Annotated in this window: 24 protein-coding genes; 12 read left to right on the forward strand and 12 right to left on the reverse strand. The window is 69.9% G+C overall.

Annotation, left to right across the window (positions count from 1 at the left end):
* Positions 1 to 86 precede the first annotated feature (86 nt).
* From ABC419_RS15055 to ABC419_RS15075, 5 genes are all read left to right on the forward strand, one after another.
* Positions 87 to 1,904: an ABC-F family ATP-binding cassette domain-containing protein gene (locus ABC419_RS15055; RefSeq protein ID WP_412876931.1), complete on the forward strand. Its 1,818-nt coding sequence runs from the start codon at positions 87 to 89 to the stop codon at positions 1,902 to 1,904.
* A 186-nt stretch (positions 1,905 to 2,090) separates the two neighbouring features.
* Positions 2,091 to 3,635 (forward strand): S10 family peptidase, encoded by a 1,545-nt coding sequence (locus ABC419_RS15060; protein ID WP_125901779.1) that lies wholly within the window; start codon positions 2,091 to 2,093, stop codon positions 3,633 to 3,635.
* A 669-nt stretch (positions 3,636 to 4,304) separates the two neighbouring features.
* Positions 4,305 to 5,333, forward strand: coding sequence for an ABC transporter substrate-binding protein (locus tag ABC419_RS15065; RefSeq protein ID WP_412876930.1), 1,029 nt, complete (start codon positions 4,305 to 4,307; stop codon positions 5,331 to 5,333).
* Between the two features lie 80 nt (positions 5,334 to 5,413).
* On the forward strand, positions 5,414 to 6,826 hold the full coding sequence (locus ABC419_RS15070) for a hypothetical protein (protein WP_412878258.1): 1,413 nt from the start codon (positions 5,414 to 5,416) through the stop codon (positions 6,824 to 6,826).
* A complete protein-coding gene (locus ABC419_RS15075; RefSeq protein WP_412876928.1) occupies positions 6,823 to 7,941 on the forward strand; it encodes a DUF2336 domain-containing protein in 1,119 nt (372 codons plus the stop codon). Before ABC419_RS15070 ends, ABC419_RS15075 begins: the two co-directional genes overlap by 4 nt.
* Before the next feature lie 84 nt (positions 7,942 to 8,025).
* Here ABC419_RS15075 and ABC419_RS15080 read toward each other — a convergent pair whose 3' ends face one another.
* The 7 genes from ABC419_RS15080 to ABC419_RS15110 all read right to left on the reverse strand — a co-directional run bounded on the left by ABC419_RS15080 (position 8,026) and on the right by ABC419_RS15110 (position 13,256).
* Positions 8,026 to 8,448, reverse strand: a complete 423-nt coding sequence (locus tag ABC419_RS15080; protein ID WP_125901782.1) for a Ros/MucR family transcriptional regulator — start codon at positions 8,446 to 8,448, stop codon at positions 8,026 to 8,028.
* A 164-nt stretch (positions 8,449 to 8,612) separates the two neighbouring features.
* Entirely contained in the window at positions 8,613 to 9,827 is a 1,215-nt protein-coding gene (locus ABC419_RS15085) for a DUF2336 domain-containing protein (RefSeq protein ID WP_412876927.1), read from the reverse strand.
* A gap of 52 nt (positions 9,828 to 9,879) precedes the next feature.
* Positions 9,880 to 10,872 carry a cysteine synthase A gene (cysK, locus tag ABC419_RS15090; RefSeq protein ID WP_412876926.1) on the reverse strand — a complete coding sequence of 331 codons (993 nt, stop codon included), beginning with the start codon at positions 10,870 to 10,872 and terminating at the stop codon, positions 9,880 to 9,882.
* Positions 10,873 to 11,000: 128 nt separating this feature from the next.
* Positions 11,001 to 11,681 carry a GNA1162 family protein gene (locus ABC419_RS15095; RefSeq protein ID WP_125901785.1) on the reverse strand — a complete coding sequence of 227 codons (681 nt, stop codon included), beginning with the start codon at positions 11,679 to 11,681 and terminating at the stop codon, positions 11,001 to 11,003.
* Positions 11,678 to 12,046: a DUF4810 domain-containing protein gene (locus ABC419_RS15100; RefSeq protein ID WP_125901786.1), complete on the reverse strand. Its 369-nt coding sequence runs from the start codon at positions 12,044 to 12,046 to the stop codon at positions 11,678 to 11,680. Before ABC419_RS15100 ends, ABC419_RS15095 begins: the two co-directional genes overlap by 4 nt.
* Positions 12,043 to 12,360, reverse strand: a complete 318-nt coding sequence (locus tag ABC419_RS15105) for a hypothetical protein (RefSeq protein WP_200168855.1) — start codon at positions 12,358 to 12,360, stop codon at positions 12,043 to 12,045. The genes ABC419_RS15100 and ABC419_RS15105 overlap by 4 nt, the downstream gene beginning before the upstream one ends.
* On the reverse strand, positions 12,357 to 13,256 hold the full coding sequence (locus ABC419_RS15110; RefSeq protein WP_315027151.1) for a CsgG/HfaB family protein: 900 nt from the start codon (positions 13,254 to 13,256) through the stop codon (positions 12,357 to 12,359). Before ABC419_RS15110 ends, ABC419_RS15105 begins: the two co-directional genes overlap by 4 nt.
* 202 nt (positions 13,257 to 13,458) lie before the next feature.
* On the opposite strand from ABC419_RS15110, the gene ABC419_RS15115 reads away from it, so the two are divergent.
* Positions 13,459 to 14,901: an aldehyde dehydrogenase family protein gene (locus ABC419_RS15115; protein ID WP_412876924.1), complete on the forward strand. Its 1,443-nt coding sequence runs from the start codon at positions 13,459 to 13,461 to the stop codon at positions 14,899 to 14,901.
* Positions 14,902 to 14,908: 7 nt separating this feature from the next.
* Here ABC419_RS15115 and gloB read toward each other — a convergent pair whose 3' ends face one another.
* Positions 14,909 to 15,640, reverse strand: coding sequence for a hydroxyacylglutathione hydrolase (gloB, locus tag ABC419_RS15120; protein WP_412876923.1), 732 nt, complete (start codon positions 15,638 to 15,640; stop codon positions 14,909 to 14,911).
* 141 nt (positions 15,641 to 15,781) lie between these two features.
* Here gloB and ABC419_RS15125 point away from each other — a divergent pair, with 141 nt between their 5' ends.
* The 5 genes from ABC419_RS15125 to ABC419_RS15145 all read left to right on the forward strand — a co-directional run bounded on the left by ABC419_RS15125 (position 15,782) and on the right by ABC419_RS15145 (position 20,485).
* Positions 15,782 to 16,603 carry a class I SAM-dependent methyltransferase gene (locus ABC419_RS15125; RefSeq protein ID WP_412876922.1) on the forward strand — a complete coding sequence of 274 codons (822 nt, stop codon included), beginning with the start codon at positions 15,782 to 15,784 and terminating at the stop codon, positions 16,601 to 16,603.
* Positions 16,604 to 16,613: 10 nt separating this feature from the next.
* Positions 16,614 to 17,108: a SixA phosphatase family protein gene (locus ABC419_RS15130; RefSeq protein WP_088410353.1), complete on the forward strand. Its 495-nt coding sequence runs from the start codon at positions 16,614 to 16,616 to the stop codon at positions 17,106 to 17,108.
* On the forward strand, positions 17,105 to 17,458 hold the full coding sequence (locus ABC419_RS15135) for a DUF952 domain-containing protein (protein ID WP_412876921.1): 354 nt from the start codon (positions 17,105 to 17,107) through the stop codon (positions 17,456 to 17,458). The genes ABC419_RS15130 and ABC419_RS15135 overlap by 4 nt, the downstream gene beginning before the upstream one ends.
* 2 nt (positions 17,459 to 17,460) lie before the next feature.
* Positions 17,461 to 18,498 (forward strand): quinone-dependent dihydroorotate dehydrogenase, encoded by a 1,038-nt coding sequence (locus tag ABC419_RS15140; RefSeq protein ID WP_412876920.1) that lies wholly within the window; start codon positions 17,461 to 17,463, stop codon positions 18,496 to 18,498.
* Positions 18,499 to 18,562: 64 nt separating this feature from the next.
* Positions 18,563 to 20,485, forward strand: coding sequence for a hybrid sensor histidine kinase/response regulator (locus tag ABC419_RS15145; protein WP_412876919.1), 1,923 nt, complete (start codon positions 18,563 to 18,565; stop codon positions 20,483 to 20,485).
* Here ABC419_RS15145 and ABC419_RS15150 read toward each other — a convergent pair.
* Both ABC419_RS15150 and ABC419_RS15155 read right to left on the reverse strand, forming a co-directional pair.
* Positions 20,482 to 20,904: a very short patch repair endonuclease gene (locus ABC419_RS15150; RefSeq protein ID WP_125901796.1), complete on the reverse strand. Its 423-nt coding sequence runs from the start codon at positions 20,902 to 20,904 to the stop codon at positions 20,482 to 20,484. The genes ABC419_RS15145 and ABC419_RS15150 overlap by 4 nt on opposite strands.
* A 51-nt stretch (positions 20,905 to 20,955) precedes the next feature.
* Positions 20,956 to 21,444 (reverse strand): peroxiredoxin, encoded by a 489-nt coding sequence (locus ABC419_RS15155; RefSeq protein ID WP_088410358.1) that lies wholly within the window; start codon positions 21,442 to 21,444, stop codon positions 20,956 to 20,958.
* 135 nt (positions 21,445 to 21,579) lie between these two features.
* Between ABC419_RS15155 and ABC419_RS15160 the strand changes: the two genes are divergently transcribed.
* Positions 21,580 to 22,149: a YqgE/AlgH family protein gene (locus tag ABC419_RS15160; RefSeq protein ID WP_125901798.1), complete on the forward strand. Its 570-nt coding sequence runs from the start codon at positions 21,580 to 21,582 to the stop codon at positions 22,147 to 22,149.
* 7 nt (positions 22,150 to 22,156) lie between these two features.
* Here the strand turns inward: ABC419_RS15160 and ABC419_RS15165 are convergent, their stop codons facing one another.
* Both ABC419_RS15165 and ABC419_RS15170 read right to left on the reverse strand, forming a co-directional pair.
* Entirely contained in the window at positions 22,157 to 23,830 is a 1,674-nt protein-coding gene (locus ABC419_RS15165) for a putative bifunctional diguanylate cyclase/phosphodiesterase (protein WP_412876918.1), read from the reverse strand.
* On the reverse strand, positions 23,827 to 24,447 hold the full coding sequence (locus tag ABC419_RS15170; RefSeq protein ID WP_412876917.1) for a GNAT family N-acetyltransferase: 621 nt from the start codon (positions 24,445 to 24,447) through the stop codon (positions 23,827 to 23,829). Before ABC419_RS15170 ends, ABC419_RS15165 begins: the two co-directional genes overlap by 4 nt.
* Positions 24,448 to 24,451: the final 4 nt, after the last annotated feature.

Below are 24,451 nucleotides of genomic sequence, written 5' to 3' on the forward strand. Positions count from 1 at the left end.
TCGTCGTCGCCCGCGACTACAGCGCGCCGCCAGGGAAGCGTCAACGCCGATGGCCGAAGCGACGGTCAGTCGCTATATGCGCCCCCATGGCCGCCAGACCCCCCCTTGTCGCTCTCAAAGACGTCCGCCTTCAGGACGGTCCCCGCCCGCTGTTCGACGGCGTCGACATGGCGATGGAGCCGCGCAGCCGCGCCGCCTTGGTCGGCCGCAACGGGGCGGGCAAGTCCACCCTGATGAAGGTCGTCATGGGCCTGATCGAGCCGGACTCGGGCGACCGCTCGGTCCAGGCCGGCACCCGCTTCGCCTATGTCCCGCAAGAGCCGGTCATCACCGGCGAGACCCTGGCCGACTACGCCGCCTCGGGCGAGGCCGAGCGCTGGACCGCCGAAAGCTGGCTTGAGACCTTCGGCCTCAACCCGAACAAGTCGACGCAAGGGCTATCGGGCGGCGAGATCCGCCGCGCCGCCCTCGCCAAGGCCTTCGCCGAAGAGCCCGACCTGCTGCTGCTGGACGAGCCGACCAACCACCTCGACATCCTGGCCATCGAACTGCTGGAGAACGAGCTGATCCAGGCCCGTTTCGCCCTGCTGGTCGTCAGCCACGACCGCGCCTTCCTGAACCGCGTCACCGACACCGTTCACTGGCTGGAAGGCCGCAAGGTCCGCACCCTCAACAAGGGCTTCGTCGAATTCGACGACTGGGCCGCCAAGGTCATGGAGGAGGAGGCCGAGTCCCTGCGCCGTCTGACCAAGCGCATCGAGGCCGAGACCTACACCTTCTACCGCTCCATCACCGCCCAGCGCACCCGCAACGAGGGCCGCGCCCGCGCCCTGCAGCAGATGCGTCTGGACCGGGCCGAACGGGTCAAGGATCTGCCGCGCGAGCTGAACCTGGGCGTCGATTCCGGCGCCGTCTCGGGCAAGCTGGTCGCCGACATCAAGGGCGTCAGCAAGGCGTTCGGCGACCGCACCATCTTCCGCAACCTGTCCACCCGCATCATCCGCGGCGACCGGCTGGCCATCGTCGGCCCCAACGGCGCGGGCAAGACCACCCTGGTCAAGGTGCTGCTGGGCGAACTGGCCCCGGACGAGGGAACCGTCCGCATGGGCGCCAACCTCGAACCCCTCTACCTCGACCAGTCGCGCGAGGGGCTGAAGTCGGACATGACCCTGTGGGACGCCCTGACGCCGGGCGGCGGCGACTCCATCTTGGTGCGCGGCCGCTCCATGCACGTCGCCGCCTACGCCAAGGACTTCCTGTTCCAGGAGGCCCAGCTGAAACAGCCCATCTCCACCCTGTCGGGCGGCGAACGCAACCGCCTGCTGCTGGCGCGCGCCCTGGCCCAGCCCGCCAATCTGCTGATCCTCGACGAGCCGACCAACGACCTCGACATGGACACGCTGGAGAAGCTGGAGGAGTTGCTGGAATCCTACGACGGCACCCTGATCCTGGTGTCGCACGACCGCGATTTCGTCGACCGCCTGGCCACCTCGACCATCGCCCTGAACGGCCGCGGCGACGTGGTCGAGACCCCCGGCGGCTGGCAGGACTTCCTGCGCCAGAACTCCGGCTTCCTCGCCCCGCCCCCGACCCACGCCGAGGCCGCCCCCTCCGGGGGGCGTCGGGTCGAGAAGTCGGAGCCTTCCGACCGCGCCCCCAAAAAACAGGCCAAGCTCTCCTACAAGGACGCCCGCCGTCTGGAAGAGGTCGAAAAGCTGATGGAGACCCTGCCGGTCGAGATCGCCCGACAGGACGCCGTCCTGGCCGACCCCGACCTCTACGCGCGCGACCCGGCCGCCTTCGACCGCGCCATGAAGGCCGCCGAAAAGGCCCGCGCCGAGCTGGAGGCCGCCGAGCTGGACTGGCTGGAGCTGGAAGAAAAGAAGGCCGCCCTGGCGAGCTGACGAACACGCGCGCCTCGCCGCATATTCTTCGTCAAACCCCTCCGCATCCGGCCAACCCTTCCGCAACGAGCGCGGAAGCCACGGTTTACATTCGGCCCCGCTTGCCGCCTCATTCCAAGCTGGGCGGCGCTGTTCGCGCGCCCGGCTCTCGAGGGGGAGCCGCGTAAACCAACTGGGGGTTTATCCATGAAGAGACTGCTTGTCGTCGCCGCTTCGGCGCTGGCCCTGGCCGGGCCGGCCATGGCGCAAAGCGGGGGCCAGAGCGGGCCTCAAGGCGCGCCGCGCGTCGATGTCGCCGCCGCGAACCGCACCGAGGCCGCCATCCCGCCGCCCGTCATGTCCGAGACCCGCCACACCGGCGTCTTCGGCGGCCAGCGCATCGCCTACCGCGCCATCGCCGGCGAAACCTATCTGAAGGACAAGGAAGGCAAGCCGCTCGCGGCCATGGTCTCCTACAGCTACATCAAGGAAGGCCCGACGGACCCGAACCGCCCCGTGACCTTCCTGTGGAACGGCGGCCCTGGCTCCGGCTCCCTGTGGCTGCACATGGGCGCCTTCGGGCCCAAGCGCGTGGTCGTGCCGTCGGACGCCCGCGACGACGGCGCCGCGCCCTTCCCCATCATCGACAACGTCGACTCCCTGCTGGACGTCACCGACATCGTCTTCATCGACCCGATCGGCACCGGCTTCAGCCGCGCCCTGGGCAAGACCGACCCGGCCGACTACTGGGGCGTGACCAAGGACGCCAAGTCGATCGCCGAGTTCATCCGCCTGTGGCTGAACGAGCACGGCCGCTGGAACGCGCCGAAATTCATCGGCGGCGAGAGCTACGGCACCACCCGTTCGGCGGCGGTGATCAACGAGCTGGAAGGCAGCTACACCGACGTATCGATCAACGGCATCCTGCTGATCTCGTCGATCCTCGACTTCAGCCTGGCCGCTGACGCCCAGGGCAATGAGCTGGGCTTCGTCACCACCCTGCCCTCGATGGCGGCCGCCGCCTGGTACCACGACAAGGTGCCGAACAAGCCCGCCACGGTCGAGGAGTTCGTCGCCGAGGCCCGCGCCTGGGCCATCGGCCCCTACGCCTCGGCCCTGCTGAAGGGCAACGCCCTGCCGGCCGACGAACGCGCCACGATCCTGCAGCAGCTGTCGCGCTACACCGGCATCTCCCAGACCTATCTGAGCAACGCCAACCTGCGCCTGTCGCCCGGCCGCTTCTACAAGGAGCTGCTGCGGGATCGCGGCCTGACCATCGGCCGTCTGGACGCCCGCTACACCGGCGTCGACTACGACAACGCCGGCGATCGCCCGGACAACGACCCCAGCTTCTACGGCATCGACGGCGCCTATACCGCCGCCATGAACGCTTGGTCGCGCGAAGGCCTGAAGTATTCGCCCGACGTGGTCTATTCCTCGATCGGCGGCACCCGGAACTGGGACTGGAACCTGCCGACCGCCGGACGCGGCGGGGCGGAATATCTGAACGTGGCTCCCTACATCGGCCGCGCCCTGCGTGAGAACAGCGGCCTGCGCGTCTGGGTGGGTCAGGGCTACTACGACTTCGCCACGCCTTTCTTCGGCGCCGAATACTCGCTGAACCGTCCGGGCTTCCCGACCGACGGCCGCATCGAGTGGCACTACTACCACTCGGGCCACATGATGTACGTGCGCGAGGACGACCTGAAGAAGCTGTCGACCGACATCCGCACCTTCATCCGCAATCGCTGATGATCCGCCGCCATCCGCTCCTGCGAGCGGGTGGCGGTCGCTTTCCTGTGGACAACGCAAGACGCTGATCCGCTTCTGCGAATTTCGTCCGCCCACAGATATCCACAGACTTGCCCACCGGGTCCGGGTCGATTCCGCACAGACGCTCCGATTTGGGCGCTTGCCCAATAACGGATTTCGCGGGAACGTCAACAGGCCGAGGGACACGGCGGCGCGGAAATCCGGGGAGACCCGGAGATCAAGCGGACCGGCCCGGCTCTCTGACCCAGGGTTCCAAGCCTCTTCGGAGGACGCAGAAACACCGAAGCAGGGCCCAGGCTCCCGATCCTCTAGCGCTTCGGCGCCGGGATCACGGAGAACCAGGCCGGGATCGACGGACGGCGCGAGGTTCGCCTTGCGGAACGCCGAAGACCAGGGGCCGATGGAACGACAGTCGAACGACGCCGGGTCCGCCCGCCGACGCTAAAGACCGACTTCCGACCCGATAGCGGCCAAGTCCAACCCGGACTTGGCGAGGGGACGCGATCCGCGATCCGACCGGCGACGGTCTGGCTCAAAGGGTTACGTCCCCTCGCTCAATTCCGGCGCATGATTTCCGGGCTGAAATCCCGCCCGGCGACGCCCCGCCGCCTTTCCAAGCGCGGCCCGTCCCCCTACACCCTAGACGTGATGACTCGCGCCCGCCTGCACCGACGCGGCCTAATGGCCGGCGCCCTCGGCTTGACCGCCCTGGGCGTCCTGTCCGCGTGCGGCCGGCGCCCGGCCCAAACCGACGAATCCGGCCGGGTGCGCCTGCGGGTCGCGGCGGGCGGCCCAGCCGGCGCCCTGCACGGCGGCTTCTACCAGGCGGTCGCGACCGGGGCCTATGAACGGCGCGGCCTCAACGTCGAGATTCTGGCCGGACCGTCGGGCGCCGACATCCCCGCCCTGCTGGCCGCCAGCGCGGTCGAACTGGCCGTCGGCCGCGACAGCTTCCTGCCCCTGCGGCTGATCGCCGACCGGGCGCCGGTCAAGGCCGTGGCCGCCTTCCTGCAGAAAGACCCCGTCGTCCTGCTGGCCCATCCCGGTCAGGAGCTGGAGGATCTGACCGTCCTGCGCGGCCGCCGCATCCTGATGGAGCCGGGCGACCAGACCGGCTTCTGGACCTGGCTGCGCGCCCGCTTCGACCTGACGCCCGACCAGGCGCAGACCGGCGCCCCCGAGGACAATCTGAAAGCCTTCCGCGAGGATCGCCAAAGCGTGCTGATCGCCCGCCTGACCGACGGCGCGCCCAGCCTGATCGCGCGCGAGGTCGGCTTCCAGCCCCTGGTCCTGACCCCGGCCGAGGACGGCTATCCCTCCTATTCCGGCCTGGTGCTGGCGCCCAACGCCTTCGCCCGCGACAACGCCCAGGCCCTGCGCGACTTCATCGCCGCCTCGGTCGAGGGCTGGCGCGACTATGTCCACGGCGACGGGGCCAAGGGCGACGCTCTGATCCGCCGCGCCCATTCCGACCTGCCCCAGCGCGTGCTCGACGCCGCCCGCGCCTCGCTGCGCGCCCAGGCTATGGTCGACGGCGGCGACGCGGCCCTCTACGGCCTGGGGGCCATGACGCCCGAACGCTGGCAAGCCTTCGCCGAGCAGACCCAGGACGCCTATTCCGTCGTCCCCGACTGGCGCGAGGCCTTCACCAGCCAGTATCTGCCCTCGCGCGGCTAAGACCGCCCGGCGTTAGGCGAGGATTAAGCCGCGCCGCCTAGGGTGCCCGGCTGAACGTCTTCACCTTGCACGAGGCGCCGGTGCCGCGCATCCTGACCATAGCCGCCCTTCTGCCCGCGCTCGGCGCCTCGACGGCCGCCCTGGCCCAGGCCGCGCCGTGGGCCCCGCCGCAGGCTCAGGCGCCCTATCCGCCCGCCGCCTATGATCGCCAGCTGTCCTGGCCGGGCCGCGCCCAGATCCATCCGTCCAGCCAGACGGCTCCCGCCTATCCGGCCGCGCCCGCCGACGGCTTCGCCCCGCCGCAGGAAGCGGCCTACTTCGCGCCGCCCGCCGCCCAGACCGTCGCCCGCCCGGCCGTCATCCCGCACGGCGGCTATCCCTGGCGCGCCGGCGCGCCGGACTACAACCGCCAGCTGACGCCCGCTCAGGCCTGGGGCGCGCCGTCGCCGATCCCGGCCCCGCCGTCTTCGGCCAACGCCCTGACGCCCGCCCCCGACTTCCGTCCCGTGACCAGCCATCCCGACGCGACCTGGGGCCCCTACGTCTCGCCCCCGGCCGAGCAACCCGCGCCGACCTACGCGCCGCCGGCGCCGTATCAGCCGACCTATCAGCCGGCGCCCTGGACGCGTCAGCCTCTCTCCGTCCCGCCCCAACCCGTCGCGCCGCCGCCTTCAGGCGAGGCCCCCGCGCCCTACGTCCCCGAGCGCCAGCCCCAGCCTCAGCCGATAGAGCGCGCCCCGGCGCCCAGCCACGTTCCCTGGACTCGCGCCCAGCCCCAGGCGCAACCCGCGCCCCCGCCGCCCGTCCAGCGCACGCCGCCGCCCGAACCGGCGCCGATGCCTATGCCCGAGCCTGTGCGGCCGATGCCGACGCCGCCCGCGCCAATCCAGCCCACCCCGATCCAGCCCGCCCCGCGCGCCGTCGCGCCCGCGCCCCGACCGGCCCCGCAACCCGCTCCTGAGCCGGTCCGCCAGCCCGCGCCTGTCGCCGAACGCATTCCTGAGCGCATCCCCACGCCGCCCGTTCAACCTCCGGCCCCGCCGCCCGCCCAGCCTGCGCCGCAGCCGACGCCTGCGCCCGCTCAGGCTCCGGCCGACCCGGCCTTCGACCCGATGGCCCCCCGCCGCGACGCGCCGATCTTCCAGTTGCAGCGCAACACGCCCCCGCCGCCGGCTGCGACGCCCGCCCCCGCGCCGGCTCAGGGTCAGGCGCCCGCCGCCCCGACGCCCCAGCCTGCGCCTCAGCCCGTGTCGAACGACGCCCCGGTCCAGCAGGGCAGCGCCCGCTACTATTCCGTCCACCGTCAGGCGGGCCGCCAGCCGGACGCCACGCCCCTGCCCGCGCCCAACTATCTGGACGCCATGCCGGTCGAGTTGACCGAGACGCCGTCCTCCGACGACCTAGCCCAGCCGCCCGAGCCGCCCGCCGTCATGCGCGACGCCCAGGGCCGCCTGCGCGCCGCCCCGCTGGCCGATGACCCGATGCTGCCATGAGCGACGGCGCCCCCCTGCCTCCCCCGGCCGAGACCGGCTCGCGCCTGCCCGACCTGATCGCCCTGGCGCAGGAGGCGTCCAGCCCCAAGCGCCGCGCCCTGCTGCGTGAGCTGACCGACTGCTTCTTCGGCGCCGCCGAGCGCACCGAGGCCGAGACCGCCCTTTACGGCGCCGTCCTGTCCGACCTGACCGACGCCATGGAGACGGCCGTGCGCGCCGAACTGGCCGAACGGTTCGCCCAGGCGCCGGACGCCCCGCCCCAACTCATCCGCCGCCTCGCCAATGACGAGGCCGAGACCGTCGCCGCCCCCGTCCTCAGCGCCTCGCCGGTGCTGACCGAGGCCGATCTGATCGGCGTGGTGCGTTCGCGCGGCCAGGGCCACCTGCGCGCCGTCAGCCGCCGCGCCGCCGTGTCCGAGGCCGTGTCCGACGCCATCGTCGAGCGCGGCGACGACGAGACCCTGGGCGTGCTGCTGGGCAACGAAGGCGCCAGCCTGTCGCGCGCCGCGACCGAAACCGCCGTCGAGCGCGCCCGCGCCAACCCGGCCCTGCACGCCGTCACGGTCGAGCGCGCCAGCCTGCCGCCCGACCTGCTGAACGACATGTATTTCGCGGTCGAGGCCCGGCTGCGTCAGCGCATCCTGGAGCAGAACGCGCGTCTGGACCCGGCCCTGCTGGAAAGCGCCCTGGCCGCCGGCCGCACCCGCGTGGCGGCCGAAGACGGCGCCCTGCCCGCCGACTACGCCGAGAGCCTGGCCTATGTCGAGGAACTGCGCGCCGCCAACCAGCTGACGCCCCAGGTGCTGGCCCGCTTCCTGCGCTCGGGCGGCCAGACCGCCTTCCTGATCGCCCTGTCGCAACTGGCCGACGTCGACTTCCACACCGCCCGCCAGATCATCGAGCGGCGCGAGTTGGACGCCCTGGCCGTGATCTGCAAGGCGGCGGACCTGGATCGCGCCCTGTTCCTGACCTACGCCGTGGTGCTGCTGAACACCGACGACAACGCCATGGGCAAGGCCCGCGCCTATGCCGGGATGTACAACGAGCTGACGCGCGAGGCGGCCCTGCGGACCCTGCGCTTCTGGCGCGCCCGCAAGGCCATGCAGGCGGCCTGACGGCTTTCGCAGCAGCATTCGGACAGCAAAACGCCCGCCTTTCGCTGGAAAGGCGGGCGTCAGTTTTTCAGTCGCGCTGGCCTATTACTTGCGCGTCGCGCGAGCCGGCTTACGGCCGCCCTGACCCAGGCCCATCTGCTTGGCCAAATCCGAACGCGCCTTGGCGTAGTTCGGAGCGACCATCGGATAGTCTTTCGGCAGACCCCACTTGGCGCGGTATTCCTCGGGGCTCATGTTGTATTTCGTGCGCAGGTGACGCTTCAGCGACTTGAACTTGCGACCATCTTCCAGACAGATCAGGAAGTCCGGCGTAATCGACTTGCGGACCGGAACGGCCGGTTCCTGCGGTTCAGGCTCGGCTTCCGCCGGCGCGACCGAAACGCCTGACAGCGCAGCGTGGATCTGAGCGATCAGACCCGGCACGGCGTCAGCCGATACGGTGTTGTTGCTGACATAAGCCGACACGATGTCCGCCGTCATCTCAAGCAGTTCGGGTTTTTCTTCCATCCGGATCAGCCTCTTGAAGCCCCAAATTCAATCGACTGATCTGAAACGATCTGCCGCTAACAGGTTCCATACGTATGTTCGATGTCGAAAGCAATGCAGCAACAATTTATCGCTTGATACGCGAGTTCAACTGCCCTGATCAGTAGTTACAACAACGTCGGTTTTTATCGACCGAAGTTCTCTGCAAGAGCCAATAGGGCCGCACGCTCGGGCGCCGAGTATTCATCGATCAGCGCCCCATCCCCTTCGCGGATTGCGCGTAGAAGCGTCGGAGTCAGGGCTGAAGACAGAGTCCAGTTCCAGTAACGCAGCACGGTTTGAGCCCGGTCCACAGCCAACATTTCATAAGTCGTCTGGACCCGACGCCAGTCCGGGTGCTCCTGCCCGTCGGCCGTCGTTTCGGGACGGCGCATGGCGCGCCACAAACCGGACAGATCGCGTCGGGTCAGGCCCGTCGCCTTGCACAATATAGCCAGGGGCTCGCCGCCCGCATCGCCCATGATCTTGGCCGAAGTCAAAGGCTTGATCCCCGAAAGATAGCCGATCTCGCTGACCAGATCGCGCGTCAGGCCGCCAGACGCAGCCGCCGCCACCGCCGCTTCCAGATCGGCGTAAGGGCTCTTTTCAATGGCCGCTCGATTACGTTGGCGGCGCTCGATGAACTGAAGCGCCTTGCGCGCGACGGGGTCGTTCCAGCCCTCCTCCGCCGCCATGGCGAAAACGTCCTCAACGCTGCTCTGCATGACTTCGCGCGACACGGCGAAGCGCTGCAGGATGATGCGGCGCTCGGTCGGCCCGCACCACCAGAACATGACATAGGCGCCCGACGGCCGCAGCTCCGGGCGCCGTAGCAACAGGTCGCACAAGGCCGCCGTCCCGCGGCTCAGCGCAATCACCCCCTCAAGGGCCGACTGCGACAGGCGAGCCGAATCGTTACGCAAGACGGCGACAATCACCGCCTCTTCTCCCCAACTCAGCAGGGTTTCCGTCACGGCTTCGGACAGACCGCGTCGGCTCGCCATCATCAGCCGGTGCTCCAGCCCCGCGTCGCGCGCGCAGCCGATCAGGTCCGCGTCGGACAAGGCGGCGCAATCTTCCAGCAGCGCCCGCGCCACCTCCGGCTCGTCGCGCAGCAGCAGCCGCTTCAGCGTGTCCGGCAGTTCGCCTAGCGGGGCCAGGCGCTGCGCCACCCGGCGGCGCTCCTCGACCGGCGCGGGCCGCAGCACGTCGACCAGCAGATCGCCGACCACCGAGCGTTCGAAGACGTTGATCCGGCTGGCGGGCAGGCTGACCACGTCGGCCAGACGACGCAACAGGGCGCGACGCGCCCTCGACGGCCGCGCCCCGATCTCTTCCGCCCTGACCCCGGTTTCACCCATGGCGCGAACTCTAGCGCCGACCGGTTAACCGCACGTCACGGACAGAACGGCCTCACAGCCCTTCGAACAGGGCCGTCGATAGATAACGCTCGGCGAAGCTGGGAATGACGGCCACGATGGTCTGACCCGCGTATTCGTCCTGCGCCGCCAGGCGGAAAGCCGCCGTCAGGGCCGCGCCCGAGCTGATGCCGACAGGTACGCCGTCCTCGCGCGCGGCGCGGCGGGCCATGTCGAAGGCGTCCTCGTTGGTGACCTGCTCGACCCCGTCGATAACCGCGCGGTCGACCACGGCGGGGATGAAGCCCGCGCCGATGCCCTGAATCTTGTGCGGTCCGGGCGCGCCGCCCGACAGGACGGGCGAGGCGGTCGGCTCGACCGCGATCATCTTCACCGAGGGCTTCTTCGCCTTCAGCGCATGGCCGACGCCGGTGATGGTGCCGCCGGTGCCGACGCCGGACACGACCACGTCGACGGCCCCGGCCGTATCGTTCCAGATCTCCTCGGCCGTGGTGGCCTCGTGGATCGCGGGGTTGGCCAGGTTCTCGAACTGGGCCGGGCTGACCGAGCCGGGAATTTCCGTCAGCAACTCCTCGGCGCGGGCGATGGCGCCCTTCATGCCCTTTTCGGCCGGCGTCAGCTCCAAGCGCGCGCCCAGCAGGGCCAGCATCTTGCGCCGCTCGATCGACATGCTTTCGGGCATGACCAGGATCAGCTTGTAACCCTTGGACGCGGCGACGAAGGCCAGGGCGATGCCGGTGTTGCCGCTGGTCGGCTCGATCAGGGTCGCGCCCGGCTTGATCTTGCCCAGTTGCTCCAGCGCCTCAACCATGGCCACGCCGATGCGGTCCTTGACCGAAGCGATCGGGTTAAAGAACTCCAGCTTGGCCAGCACCGTGGCCTTGGGCTTCAGCGCCGCCGTCAGATTGGGCAGCCGCACCAGGGGCGTGTCGCCGATGGTGTCGACGATGCTGTCATAGACCCGGCCGCGGCCCGCCTTCCGATGGCGGCTGGCGTCATAGACCTGGGTTTGGGCGGTGTCGGACATGGCGAGGTCTCCGTGCATCGGGGGGCGGCGTAACAGATAAGGCTTATACGCGCGACGCAAGGCGCCGCCCCTCAGGAATTCTGTCGCGGACTTTAGCCGCGCTCGCCGCCTCCCCTTCGCCGGGCGCCCTATTCGTTCGGGAAGGTCTTGTGGTCCTGCTGGTGCTGGGCCGGCAGATAGGGTCCGGCGGGCAGGCCCTGACCCAGGGTGTGAGTCGCGATCAGATTGGCCTGCTGGGTCAGCGGCATGTAGTTCGGCTTCGCCTTCTCCAGCGCCGAGACGATCGCCTGGGCCAGCAGGTCGGCCAGCGGGTTGCCCGAACCGGACGCCTGCGGGCTGTAGGTCATCGACTGATGGTCCGACCACAGCACCTGGCCGGTGCGGCAGCTCTTCAGCGTGTATTCGAACTCCACATTGGTCGAGGTGGAGATGACGACATATTGCGACTCCCACTTCTGGATCTCGACGAACAGCACGGAGTCGCAGCCGAACAGCGGACCGAAGCGCGAGGCGTCGGCCTGATGCACCAGCCCCGCGTCCGACAGGCCTTCGTCCTCCAGCACGCCCTTCACCATGTGGGCGGGGAAGACGTAATAGCCGCGCTCGGCCACCGGCCGCGAAATGGTCGAGACGAAATAGTCCGCCGCATCCACGTTGACCGTGGAATTGAGTGCCGGAACCACCATGACGCTGCGCGGATTCTCGGCGCGCAGGGCGGCGTAGCTCTTGGGCGCCGGCGCGGTCACGCAGGCGGCCAGCAGGGCGGTCGAGGCCAGGGCGGCGGCGGCGAGCGATTTCCTGACGATCATTGCGCGCCTCCTCCGGCGACGGCGGCGTCGCCGGAAATCCGGACGATCACGCGATCCATGAAGACGGCCGATTCCGGAAAGCGCGTGCGCTCTTCCTTGAACAGAACCAGGGCCTGGGCCGTCTCGCCCGCCTGCAGGTGCAGATAGCCCAACTCGGCCAGCAGACCCGGCGCAACGGCGTCGCGCTTGCGCCCGGCCTCGATGGCGCGCTCCAGAGCGGTGCGATAGGCCTCGCGGTTCTCGGGGTTCTGCGAATAGGCGTAGAGGGCCGGCTCATAGGCTCCCCACTCGAAGCGAGCGGCGGGCGCGCAGGCGGCGACAGCGGTCAGGGCCGCCAGCGCGGCGATCGAGAGCAGACGTTTCAAGGCACCACCACCACGGCCTGGGCCCCGGCGGCGACGATCACCGCCTGGGCGTGAAGAACCCTGCCGCCCTGGGTGACGGCGATCTCATGTCGGCCCGGCGTCAGCGACGCGCCTGCGGCCAGGGCGCTGACCGGCCCCATATCGCGTCCATCCACGATCAGGCGAGCGTCCGCCGGGGCGTTGCTCAGCTTCAGAATCCCGGCGGGCGCGCCCTGGACGGCCTCGCGCGTGGGATAGTTCTTGACGCACCCCGCCGTCAGGCCCGCCGAAAGGGCGACACACAGGACGGTCAGGACGACCGCGCTCGTCTTCATGGTCTGATCTCCGTGACCCGCAGGCCGCTGATGTTCTGGGGCAGCTCGCCCTGGACCACGCGGGCGGTCGCGCCCTCGGTCTCGGCGCTGTCGCCGAAGAAGCCGGTGATCTCGATCTGCGCCACCCGGCTGCCCGGCAGGGTGATCGGCAGGCCCGACTGGCCGCTGACCACCGTCTCGCCTGGCGTCTCGACGTGGAAACGGTCGCCCGCGCGCAGGCCCTGGCTGGGACCGCCGCTGACATAGACGGTCGAACCCGACACCCGCAGGATGTCGGTGAACCAGGCCCGCTGCTGCAACTGGTTGACGATATTGGTCATGGTGTCGGCGATGGCCGCCGAGATGGCCCGGTCGTTCAGCGTCGAATCATAACCCGCGCGGCTGCCGAAGCCCGCCACCTCGCCCGTCTCGGTCGTCGCCTCTCCAGCGCCCGAGGCGGTGAAGAAGACGCGGCCCGTGCGCACGTCCACCAGCCGGATCTCGACCGTGGCGTTGACCGCCTGGCGCCGCTGGGAGTTGAGGAACCCCTGCTTGCCCTCGTTGCGGCGGCCCAACTGGGTGATCGAGCCCAACAGCAGGGCGTCGACCCCGCTCAGCGCCTGACCGTCCGCCTCGGACAGCACCCGCTCGGCGTTCAGCGCCGTCAGGTCGGACCGCTCGAAGACAAAAAAGTGGTCGGACGCCACCAGGGCGTTGACCAGCATGTCGCCCGCCTGGGTCGCCACCGGATCGGCCTGCCCCGGCGACAGCAGCAGACGACCGTAGGGCGTGCTGTTGGTGAAACGCCCGACCGCGACCCGACGCTTCAGCCCCGGTCGCGCCGCCGCCTCGGCTTCGGCCTGAACCGCGCCCTGCGCCGCCGCCGTCGAAGGCTGCGCCGCTACGCACACGGCCACGGCCGCGAACGTTGCAAGAAGACTCTGTAATGACATGATGAACCGCCCCCGGTGTATCAACGATCTCCATGACACAGGCGACGGCATCGGCGCAATCCCTTCGCGAAACAGGCGCCGATTCCGGAGGCCCGTCGCGGACCGACGCCTTGTCCGCAGCCGCTGCGTCAGGCAATCCAGAACCGGAACCAAGGGGATGATCCGAATGACCGACACGCTTGAGCTTTCGCACTGGATCGGCGGCGAGAAGATCGCCGGGGCGCGGACGGGCCAGAGCCTGAACCCCTCGGACACGCGCGAGGTCGTAGCCCGCACGCCCCAGGGCGGGGCGGCCGAGGTCGATCAGGCGGTTCAGGCGGCGCGCGCGGCCTTCGGTCCCTGGGCCGACGCCTCGCCCGAAGTCCGATCGGACATCCTGGATCGGGCCGGCGCCCTGCTGATGGAGCGGCGCGAGGTCATCGGCCGCCTGTTGTCGCGTGAAGAAGGCAAGACCCTGGCCGAGGGGATCGGCGAGACCGCCCGCGCCGCCCGCATCCTGAAGTTCTTCGCCGGCGAGGCCCTGCGCCTGCACGGCCAGAATCTGGCCTCGACCCGGCCCGGAGTCGAAATCCAGACCTATCGCCAGCCGGTCGGCGTGTTCGGCCTGATCACGCCGTGGAACTTCCCCATCGCCATTCCGGCCTGGAAGATCGCGCCCGCCATCGCCTTCGGCAACACCGTCGTCATCAAGCCCGCCGGCCCGACCCCGGCCACGGCCGAGGCCCTGATCGCCATCCTGCATGAGGCGGGCCTGCCCGGCGGCGTGGTCAACATGGTCATCGGCGACGGCGACGTCGGCCGCGCCATCGTCGCCCACCCGGACGTGGACGGCATCAGCTTCACCGGCTCTCAGAAGGTCGGCGCCGGCGTGGCCGAGGGGGCGATGAAGCGTCAGGCCCGCGTCCAGCTTGAAATGGGCGGCAAGAACCCGCTGATCGTGATGGACGACGCCGATCTGGAGCGCGCCGTGGCCATCGCCCTGGACGGCAGCTTCTACGCCACCGGGCAACGCTGCACCGCCTCCAGCCGCCTGATCGTTCAGGATGAAATCCACGACCGCTTCGTCGCCGCCCTGGCCGAAAAGGTGAAGGCCCTGCGCGTCGGCGACGCCCTCGACCCGACAACCCAGATGGGCCCCGCCGTGACCGAGGCCCAGCGCGACGTCTCCTATGACTATATCGACATCGCCCGCGACGGCGGGGGCCGCGTGCTGGCCGGCGGCCAGCGTCTCAGCCTCGACAAGCCGGGCTGGTACGTCCAGCCGACCCTGATCGTCGACACCCTGTCCGACGCCCGCATCAACAACGAAGAGGTCTTCGGCCCCGTCGCCTCGACCATCCGCGTGGCCGATTTCGAGGAAGCCCTGGCGGTCGCCAACGGCGTCGAGTTCGGCCTGTCGGCAGGCATCGTCACCCAGTCGCTGAAGCATGCCCGCGATTTCCAGCGCCGGGCGCGGGCGGGCATGACCATGGTCAATCTGGCCACCGCCGGGGTCGATTATCACGTCCCGTTCGGCGGCACGAAGAAGTCCAGCTACGGCCCCCGCGAGCAAGGTTTCGCCGCCGCCGACTTCTACACCCAAATCAAGACCAGCTACTCAGCCTGTTAGAAGGCGACTAGCCCTTGAACCCGTCCTTGGCCGCGCGGCGCTGGGCGAAGTCTTCGGCGTCGCGGGCGCGCAGGAAGGGATTGAAGCGGCGCTCGATCCCCACCGAGGTCGGCACGGTCGCTTCGCCGCGCTCACGCGCGGCGAAGACGGCCTCGGCATGGGCTTGCAGGGCGTCATCGGCGCCCGGCAGCGACATGGCGAAACGGGCGTTGGACGCCGTATATTCATGCGCGCAATACAGCGTCGTCGCCTCGGGCCAGGCGGCGATGCGGTTCAGGCTGTCCCACATCTGCTGCGGCGTCCCCTCGAACAGCCGCCCGCAGCCCAGGGAGAAGATGACGTCGCCGACGAAGGCGAGTGCATCCTCCGCCGCGTGATAGACGACATGCCCCAGCGTATGACCGGGCGACAGCGCCACGTCGAAGGTCGTCTCGCCCAGACGCACCGCCTCGCCGTCGACCAGGACGTGATCCAGCGGCGCCGCGCGGCGCACCTCCTCCGGTCCGGCGATCTCGCAGCCGGTCTCGGCCTGCAGCCGTTCGTTGCCGCCGGTGTGATCGGGATGCCAGTGGGTGTTCAGGATCAGGTCCAGCCGCCCCCACCCCGACGCCTCCAGATCGGCCAGGATAGCCTCGGCGTCCGGCGTGTCGACGGCGGCGACCAGCCCCGTCGCCTCGTCGCGGATCAGGAAGCCGTAGTTGTCGGACAGACAGGGAAACTGGCGAACGGTCAGGGTCATGAGGGAGCTCCGATCAGGCGACATTCTAGCAGGCCGCACAGAGAAGGCGCCAGAAAGGCAATGACGGCGGCCTCAGAAGCACCACGTCATCCTCACCCTTGTGGCGAGGATGACGCGGAAGAATGAGCGCTGGCGTCAAGGATGACGCTGGAAAAGCCGACATCCGCCGCGAAATCCGCCATACTGCCCGCCATGCGCCGCAGCATCGACGATCTCCGCACCTTCTACGGCGAGCCGACCGGCGCGCTGGCGCGGCGCATGCTGGCGCGGCGGCTGGAAGACGCCTGGGGCGCGGCCAACGGCAATGACGTGCTGGGCCTGGGCTATGCGACGCCCTGGCTGGACGGCTTCATCGGCGCGCGCCGAACGATCGCCGCCATGCCGGGCGGACAGGGCGCCGAGCAGTGGGCGGCGGCGGGACGCAACCGCACCGTCCTGGTCGACGACCGGCGCCTGCCCTTCGCGGCCGGGACATTCGACCGCATCCTGCTGGTCCACGCCCTCGAGGAAGCCGACGATCCGCAGGCCCTGCTGGCCGAGGTCGTGCGCGTCCTGGCCCCGGCCGGGCGTATCATCCTGGCGGCGGCGGCGCGCGGCGGGATGTGGGCGCGGGCCGAGACGACCCCCTTCGGCCACGGCCTCCCCTTCACCCGCGGCCAGTTGGAGCGGCTGGTGCGCGAGGTCGGACTGGAGCCGACCGCCTGGTCGCAGGCCCTCTACGTCCCGCCGTGGCGGCCGATGCTGCCGCTGGCCGACGGTCTGGAGCAGTTGGGGCCGAAGCTGTTTCCCGGCGCGGCCGGTCTGATCATGCTGGAGGCCTCGCGCCGCGCCTACGCCCGCGTGCGACCCGGCGGCGCGGCCCAGGCCGTGCTGGCCGGGCGTCCGGCCCTGACCCCTTCGCCCGCCGCGCGCGATCACGCGCCCGCCGCGCACCCTATGGTCGCCGCACGCAAACAGCCGTAAAGCCCTCGCCATGCAGAGACTGATCCTGATGCGTCACGCCAAGGCCGAAGCCTCGGCGCCCGGCGGCGACGTGGCTCGCCCCCTGAGCGAACGCGGCCGCCGCGACGCCGCCGCCATGGGCCGCGCCCTGGCCGAGCGGGGCCTGAAGCCTGACATGGCCCTGGTCTCGGGCGCCCAGCGCACGCGCGACACCTGGGATGGCGTCAGCGAGCATTTCGGCGATGTCGAACTGCATGTCTCCGACGCCCTCTACAACGCCCCCGCCGACGTGCTGCGCCGCGCGGTCGAGGCGGCCGAGGATCAGGCGGGTTGTCTGCTGCTGATCGCCCATAACCCCGGCGTGCATCAGCTGGCGGTCGAATATCTGATCGAGAGCGCCGCCTCCCCCTCGGTGCTGGACAAGATGAGCGGCGGCTTCCCCACCGGGGCGGCGGCGATCTTCAGCGTCGATGTCGCCGGGCGCCCGTCCTATGAAGGCTGGCTGACGCCGGAGACCCTGGCGTGACCGATCAGCCTCACATCGCCTTCAAGATCCTGAGCCGCGCCGACTGGCGCGCCGCCCTGGCCGAGGGCCGCTATGACGGCTCGCCCGTGGATCTGGCCGACGGCTACATCCACCTGTCCGCCGCCGACCAGTTGGAAACCACGGCAGCGAAACACTACGCCGGCCAGACCGATTTGATGCTGGTCGAGGTCGATCTGAGCGCCCTGGGCGACGCCCTGATCTGGGAGCCGTCGCGCGGCGGCGCCCTGTTCCCCCACATCTACGGCTCCCTGCCCGTCGCCGCGACGCGCGCCGCCCGCGCCCTGTCGGTGACGGCCGACGGCCGCATGATCGTCGAAGAGACCGCCTGAACATGAGCCTGACCGACCTCGGCGCCTGGGCGCTGCGCCAACTCGACCCGGAAACCGCGCACCGCCTGGCCATCCGCGCCCTGCAGATGACGCCCTTGCCCGCGCCCGGCGCCGACGATCCGATCCTGAAGACGGTCATCGCCGGGCTGGAGATGTCCAATCCCGTCGGTCTGGCCGCCGGTCTCGACAAGAACGGCGAGGCGCTGGAAGGCCTGTCGCGCCTGGGCTTCGGCGCCGTGGAATGCGGCTCGGTCACGCCGCGCGCCCAACCCGGAAACCCCAAGCCGCGCCTGTTCCGCCTGGCTGAAGACCGGGCCGTCATCAACCGCATGGGTTTCAACAACGAAGGGCTGAAACCCTTCGGCGCCCGACTGGCGCGGCGTCCGACCCGCACCGTCATCGGCGCCAACCTCGGCGCCAACAAGGAGACCGAGGACAAGGCCGCCGACTATGTGATCGGGCTGAAGAAGCTCGCGGGGCTGGCCGACTACTTCACCGTCAACATCTCCTCGCCCAACACGCCGGGCCTGCGCGCGCTTCAGGGACGCGAGGCGCTGGACGACCTGCTGGGCCGCATCCATGAGGCCCGCCCCGCCGACGGGGCGCCTGTCTTCCTGAAGATCGCACCCGACCTGATCGGCGAAGAGATCGGCATGATCGTCGAGGCCTCCATCGCCCACCGCATCGACGCCCTGATCGTGTCCAACACGACGCTGGAGCGGCCCGCCTCGCTGCGCTCGGCCTTCGCGGGCGAGAGCGGCGGCCTGTCGGGCGCCCCGCTGAAGCCCTTCGCCCTCAAGGCGCTGGAAGCGGCGGCCGAGGCGGCGAACTGCCGCCTGCCCCTGATCGCCGTCGGCGGAATCGCCAGCGGCGAGGACGCCTTCGCGCGTATCCGCGCCGGCGCCACGGCGGTCCAGATCTATTCGGCCCTGATCTATGAAGGCCCCGGCCTGATCCGCCGCATCAAGCGCGATCTGGCCGCGCGCCTGCGCGCCGAAGGTTTCGCGAACATGGCCGAGGCGACCTCAGCCCGCCGTTGACGGAGCATTAGCAACCCTCAGTCGATGATGAACCAATGGGCGCCGAGCCCGTTTGGAACGTCGCATGTCGGATCCTCTCGCCGACGCCCACATCGGTTGGGCGCCAGCCATTCGCCAACGTCGCAAGGCGACGATGCAGCGCCTCGTCATGGGCGCAGCGACAGCGCTTGTCTTCAGCCCCCTTCTGGGTCTGGCAGCCTGCCTGGCCTGGCTGGCGGCCTATGTCCTGATTCAGGGGCTTGAGGCCTGGCTGGCCGAGCCCGTGGTGAAGGGACAGGTCAACGCTCCCCTGGGCTGGCGCGGCCCGGCCCTTGACGCAACCCTGGCCCTGAACGCCGGCTTCATTGGCTTTCTGTCCATTCCCTTGTGGCTGGTCGGCGGGCCCATGGGCGGATTCGCCGCAGCCGTCCTGCTGTCCGCAGGCACGGTCAATTCCGTGATCATGTCGGCCGGCAACATGCGGGTGTTCGCCTTCACCGTCGCGCCCCAGCTCGGCTATCTGGCCCTGACCCCCTTCTTCATGGCCCAGTGGGGCGCCGAAAGGCCCTTGGTCACCGCCGTCGGCATCGGGGTCGTCATCTACTCCATCTTCTGCCTGAACACCCGGGCCAGCCTGCGCCGGGGCATGCTGGCCGAGCACCGCGCGCTGAGCGAGGCTGACAACAAACGCCATCAGGCCGAGACCGCCATGGCCGAACGCGGCGCCTTCATGGCCGCCGTCGGTCATGACCTGCGCACCCCGATCAGCGCCATTCTGACCGGGGCCGATTATCTCCGCACGGCCGCCCCCTCCTCCGCCGCACGTCAGCAGATCGCTCTCATCGAGGACGCCGGCCTGATGATGAAGGCCCTGCTGGACGACCTGTTGGACCACGCCCGCCTGAACGCCGGACGGATGCACGTCGACAGCCGCGACTTCGACCTACGCCTGATGCTGGCCCAGACCGCCCGCCTCTGGCAGGGGCCGGTCCGCGCCAAGGGCTTGCAGCTGCGGCTAGAAGGCGCCCGCGAAACGCCCCGCTGGGTGCGCGGCGACGCCATGCGCCTTCGCCAGGTGCTGAACAATCTGATCTCCAACGCCATGAAGTTCACCGAAGCCGGCACCGTGACCCTGAGGGTCCGCGCCTGGCTGGATGACGAAGGCGCCCATGCGCTGCTGATCGACGTGGCGGATACGGGGCGCGGCATGACGGCCAAGCAGCTGGACCGCCTCTTCACCCCCTTCGACCAGACCCAGGACGGCGTCGCCGCACGCTTCGGCGGTTCAGGCCTGGGCCTGGCGATCAGTCGCGATCTGGTCGAGCTGATGGGCGGGCGCATGACGGTCCGCAGCGAACCGGGCTGTGGCGCGCAGTTCACCGTGGCCCTGAGCTTGCCTAAAGGCGCCGATCCCGACAGCGCCGGTGTTGAGGCGACGGCCGGTCCCGCGCCCCATGGCCGTCTGGACCCTGTCGCCTTCGCCCCGGACGACAACGCCCGCCCGCCCGCCCGCTCCGCCCCCGCCGCACCCTCGACCGCGCCTCAAAGCGAGGTTCCGAGCATCGACTCGGATATGACGGATTCGGATCAGGAAAACGCCGACGACGCCCGCCCTTTGCGCGTCCTGGTCGTCGATGACCACGCCATCAATCGCCGCGCCATCCAACTGATCCTTCAGGCCTTCGATTGCGAGATCGTCATGGCCGAGAACGGCCTGGCGGCGCTACAGGCCTGCGAAGGACAGATCTTCGACGTCATCTTCATGGACGTTCGAATGCCCGAACTGGACGGACGCGAGACGACGCGTCGCCTCAGAAAGGGCGGCGGGCCGAACGCCAGCGCCCCCGTCATCGCCGTGACCGCCGACACCGAGCCGGAGGATATGGCGGCCTGTCTGGCTTCAGGCATGAACGCCTTCGTATCGAAGCCCCTGACGCCTGCCGCCCTGCTGGACGCCCTGTCCCGCACCCTGGACGCCGCCGCCCAAGACGCCGAGGCGGCGGCCTAATCACCGCTCGACCGGAGGATCGCTGCGGCCAGGCGTTCGGCCCAGTCCGGCGTCTTCAGTTCGCATTCCCACAGGGTCAGGACGCGCCAGCCCGCCGCCGTCAGTTCTTCCGCTACACGGATGTCGCGGGCGTGGTTGCGCTCGATCTTGGCGGCCCAGTAGGCGGCGTTGCCCTTCGGCTTGCGAGCGCCGCGCGGGCAGTCATGATCGTGCCAGAAACAGCCATGGACGAACAGGGCGATGCGCCGCCCCTTCATCACCACATCGGGTCGGCCAGGCAAGCCGCAACCGCCGAGCCGATAACCGATTCCCGCCGAACGCAGCACACGCCGGACCTTGATCTCGGGGCTGGTGTCGCGGTCCTTCACGCGCCGCATGACGGCGCTGCGCTTCTCTGGCGTGAAGACGTCGCCCGCCACGTCCTCAGCCCCGCGAGCGGCGAGCGAGACGGCGGCGGGCGACGCCCGTCATCACAGCTGGGCCAGCAGGTGCTCGGCCGAAGACACCTTGAACTCGCCGCCCTGCTCGATGTTGAGCTGGTCGACCACGCCGTCCTTGACCAGCATGGAATAACGCTGCGAGCGCTCGCCCATGCCGAAGCCCTTGGCGTCCAGCGCCAGGCCCACCGCGCGGGTGAAGTCGCCGTTGCCGTCGGCCAGCATGACCACGTCGTCGGCCCCGTTCAGATCATTGGCCTTGGCCCAGGCGCCCATGACGAAGGCGTCGTTGACCGAGACGCAGGCGACCGTGTCCACGCCCTTGCCCGCCAGATCGGCGCGATGGTCGACATAGCCCGGCAGATGGCGCGCCGAACAGGTCGGGGTGAAGGCGCCCGGCACGGCGAACAGGGCGACCGTCTTGCCGCCGAACAGCTCGGCCGTCGTGACCGGCTTGGGGCCGTCGGGCGTCATGGTCGTCAGGGTGGCGTCGGGAATGCGGTCGCCGATCTGGATGGTCATGTCGGGGTCTCCGGGAGTTCGGCCCGGACGATCCAGGACGATGGGAGTCAGATAGAGACCCATAAGGAGATCGCCAAGCGCGCGGGGCCTTGAGAATGGCTTGCGCCCGCCATCGTCCACCCCGATGATAGAGGCATGACCGCCTTCTCCTCCCTGACCGGGCGTCTTCTGGTGGCGATGCCGGGTATCGACGACGATCGCTTCCGCCACGCCGTCATCCTGATCTGCGCCCACGACGACGAACACGCCCTGGGCCTGCGCCTGGACCAGCCCGCGCCGGGCGTCTCCCTGGCCGAGGTTCTGGAAAAGCTGGACACCCCCGCCGCCGACGCCGCGCGCGACCGTTCGGTGCTGATCGGCGGCCCGGTCGAGCGCGAGCGCGGCTTCGTCCTCCATACCGCCGACTGGACCAGCGAGGACGCCAGCCTGACCTTCGGCGACGGCCTGGCCCTGACCGGCACCCGCGACGCCCTGGCCGCCATGGCCGACGCCGAGGACGGCCCCAGCCGCGCCATCCTGCTGCTGGGCTACGCCGGATGGGGCGAGGGGCAGTTGGAGGAAGAGCTGAACGAAAACGTCTGGCTGACGACGGACGCCGACCCGGCCCTGATCTTCGACGCCGACTATGACACCAAATGGAGCCGCGCCCTGGCCGCGCTGGGCGTCGACGCCGCCCGCCTGTCCAGCCAGAGCGGCCGGGCCTGACGGCGGCCTAGACCGACCGCGCCTTGATCGGCGCGGCGCCGTCGGCGAGGGATTCGTTCAGATAGACCTCGGCCTCCTGGGCCGGCAGAGCGGGCGCATAGCCGAAGCCCTGGCCGTAATGGCAGCCGTCGTCCAGCAGCAGCTGGGCCAGGGAGGCGTTCTCGACCCCCTCGGCCACCACTTCCAGCGCCAGATCGCGGCCCAGATTGACGACGGATCGCACGATCTTGGCCGAGCCCTCGTCCTTGTCCATCGTCAGAACGAAGTAGCGATCGATCTTCAGCGTGTCGAACGGCAGCTTGGCCAGGTAGGACAGGGACGAGAAGCCGGTGCCGAAGTCGTCCAGCGCCAGGCTGGCCCCGGCCTCGCGCAGGGCCTTCAGCACCTCGGCGGCGCGCGCGGTGTCGCGCATGATGTCGCCCTCGGTGACTTCCAGCTTCAGGGCGCCGCGCGGCAGGCCCGCCTCCTTGATGATGCGGGCCACGTCCTCGACCAGGTGAGCGCGCTCAATCTCGCCCACCGACAGGTTGACGCTGCAGAACAGCCGCCCGGCGCTGGGGTGGCGGTGCAGCCACTCGGCCAGCTGACGCGACGCCTCGGTCATCATCAGCAGGCCCAGCTCGTTCATCAGGCCCATTTCATCGGCCAGGGTCAGGAACTCGTCCGGCGGCACCAGTCCGCGCCGGGGGTGGCGCCAGCGCGCCAGGGCCTCAAACCCCGCCACGGCGCCCGTGCCCAGATTGACGATGGGCTGGAAGAAGGGTTCGATCTCGCGGCGCACGAAGGCGTTGCGCAGATCCGCCTCCAGCGCCAGTCGCGACAGGCTGTCGGTCTCCAGCGCCCGGCCATAGGCCGCCGCCCCGCCGCGCCCGGCCTGCTTGGCCTGTTCCACCGCCAGTTCGACCCGCCGCAGAAGCTCGGCGGCGTCCGGCGCGTCCGGTCCGCCCTCGGCCGTCACGGCGCCGATGGACAGGGTCGGATAGATGTCGAAACCCGCCAGCCGCAAAGGCTGCTCCAGCGCCTCGCGCAGGCGCTCGCTGCCGCTGGCGCCGCTGCCGCCGCGCCGCACCAGGACGGCGAACTCGTCCTCGCCGATGCGGGCCGGGGCGCAATCCTCGGAAAAGGCCGCCGACAGACGCGACCCCAGGGCCGACAGCACCAGATCGGCGCGTTCGTGGCCCAGGGCCTCGTTGAGGCGGCGCAGCCGGTCCAGGTCGGCCACCACCATCTCGTAGTCGCCGGCCGCCGCCAGGGTCTCGGCCACGCGGACCAGGAAGGTGCGTCGGTCCAGCAGGCCCGTCAGCGTGTCGCGATCAGCGCCCGCGAACTTGGTTTCAAGCGCGACGATGCCCGCCGCGCGCAGGCCGTCCTCCAGCCAGACCCCGCGCCACAGGCAGGTCTCGCAGCCGCGCATCCGCAGGCGCACGGCGATCTCCGTCCCCTCAGCCTGAGGCTTGAGCAGGCGGTCGGCCAGGGCGCGGTCCTGAGGCATGGCCAGGGCGGTGAAGGCCGCGCCCGAACACTGCGGCGCCAGCGGCCCAAGACCCAGCGGCCGGGTGGCCCCGGTGAAGCGGATCTGATCTTCGGCGGGCGTCCAGATCCATAGGGCGGCGTCGGCCGCGGCGAGGGCTTCGATCGCCGTGGTCGGATCCCACGTCAGGGCTCTGGATCGTGTGCTCAAGACGGGTCCGATACTCTGACTGAATGGGCGACGCCGGCGGCGAACTCCTGATCGAGGACGCCGAACAACAGATGGTCTGCCCATCGGCCGTTAATTTTCAAATAAGCGCGGGCGAGACCTTCCTGACGAAAACCGGCCTTTTCCAAGACGCGGCGCGAGGCGTGGTTGGTCGGCACGCAGGCGGCCTCGACCCGATGCAGCCCCAGGGCGCTGAAGGCATGCCCCAGCATGGCCCGCACCGCCGCCGTGCCGACGCCCTGCCCCGCATAGGGACGGCCGATCCAGTAGCCCAGGGTGCCGGTCTCGGCCACGCCGCGCCGGATGTTGGACAAGGTGATGGCGCCCAGCAGGGCGTCGTCGGCTGGGTCGAACACGAACAGGGGCCAGGCCGTGCCCTGCTCCATCTCCCGCGCATAGACGCCCAGGCGGCGGCGATAGGCGGCGCGGGTCAGATCGTCTTCGGCCCAGGCCGGCTCCCACGGCTGCAGATAGTCTCGCGATTCCTCACGCAGAGAGGCCCACGCCACATAGTCCGCGGGGCGCGGCGGGCGCAGCAGAACCCCCTGCCCGTTCAGGACCGGTCCGGTCGCCTCGGCCATCCAATCGAACAGGGCCATGGAG

The sequence above is a fragment of the Brevundimonas phoenicis genome (assembly GCF_047237745.1).
Classification (GTDB): domain Bacteria; phylum Pseudomonadota; class Alphaproteobacteria; order Caulobacterales; family Caulobacteraceae; genus Brevundimonas.